1 protein-coding gene and 1 pseudogene are annotated in these 1,510 nt (G+C 73.4%); both read right to left on the reverse strand.

Translation table 11 applies throughout. The features are described from left to right. Window positions 1-1,272: NuoM family protein (locus tag Q0817_RS19905; RefSeq protein ID WP_298592201.1), on the reverse strand; the 1,272-nt coding region annotated here is incomplete at its 3' end. Continuing rightward, window positions 1,269-1,510 (reverse strand): annotated as a pseudogene (locus tag Q0817_RS19910) (NADH-quinone oxidoreductase subunit L); the annotation flags it as partial. The gene Q0817_RS19905 and the pseudogene Q0817_RS19910, both read right to left, overlap by 4 nt.

Here is a 1,510-nt window from a genome sequence, read left to right on the forward strand (position 1 = left end):
CAGGGCGACCGCGGTGACCGGGGCGAGCGCCACGCTGCCGGCGAAGATCTGGAACTCGGCGATGAACCCGGAGAACCCGGGCAGGCCCAGGGAGGCGAAGGCCCCCACCGCGAACAGCGCCGCGTAGCGCGGGGCGGGGGCGGCCAGCCCGCCGTAGGAGCCCATGTCGTAGGTGCCGGCCCGGTCCTGCATCACCCCGGCGAGCAGGAACAGGGCGGCGGTGATCAGCCCGTGGCTGACCATCTGCACGACCGCGCCGGTGACCGCCACGGACCGGGCCTGGGCGGCGTCCTCGGCGAGGACCCCGACCGCGCCCAGGGCCAGGACGATGTAGCCCATGTGATTGACCGAGGTGTAGGCGATCATCCGCTTGAGATCCGTCTGGGCCAGGGCCACGAACGCCCCGTAGAGCACCGAGACGACGCCGACGGCCACGATCACCCAGGCCCACGCCCGCCACGCTTCGGGCAGGATCGGCATGGCGATGCGCACGAACCCGTAGGTGCCCATCTTCAGCAGCACCCCCGCCAGCACGGCCGAGCCGGTGGCCGGGGCGTCGGTGTGGGCCGGGGGGAGCCAGGTGTGGAAGGGCACGGTGGGGGTCTTCACGGCCAGGCCCACCAGGATCGCCGCGAGCACCAGCCCGCCGGTGAGCGGGTCGCCCGCCAGCGGCGCCGCGGCGACGAGCTCGGGGATGTCGAAGGTGTGTGGCGCCGCCGCCACGTAGAGCCCGATGAAGCCCAGCAGCAGGGCCAGGGAGCCCAGGAACGTGTAGAGGAAGAACTTCAGCGCCGACCGGGCCGCGCCGCCGTGGCCCCACCCGGCGATCACGAAGTACATGCCCACGATGGACAGGTCGAAGAAGACGAAGAACAGGATGAGGTCGGCCGCCACGAACACCCCGAGGCTGACGCCCTGCAGGAACAGGAACAGTGCGGCCTGCACGCGCGGGCGGTCCGCGTCCCGCAGGGCGTGGACGGCGCAGGCCAGGAACACGACGGTCGTCATGGCCAGCAGCGGCAGGGAGAGACCGTCCACGCCCACGTGGTAGCTGCTGTTGACGCCGGGGATCCACGGCACCTGCTCCTCGAACGCCAGGCCGTTGGGTCCCGGGTCCTCGTAACCGGCCCACAGCACGCCCACGAGCAGCAGCTCCACGACGCTCACCACCACCCACGTCCACCGGGCGGCCGGGGGCCCGATCGAAGGGACCGCGGCCAGGACGGCGGCGGCCAGCAGGGGCAGGAAGACGATCAGGCTCAGCATGCTCATCCCATCACGGCGTAGACGGACCAGGCCACGACGCCGACGGCGAGCACCGCGACGGCCTGGAGGAGGTACTGGTGGACGGCCCCGGTCTGCGGGGCCCGGGCCAGCTGCCCGAGCCGGCGGACCCGGCCGGCGAGGCCCTCGACGGCGCCGTCCACGACGTCGTCGTCGAGCCGGGCCGCACCCCGGCCGGCCGCGGCGGCGGTGTGGGCGGTGGTGTCCACCCCGGCGTCGAGGACCC

This window comes from uncultured Kocuria sp., assembly GCF_947500125.1.
Classification (GTDB): domain Bacteria; phylum Actinomycetota; class Actinomycetes; order Actinomycetales; family Micrococcaceae; genus Kocuria.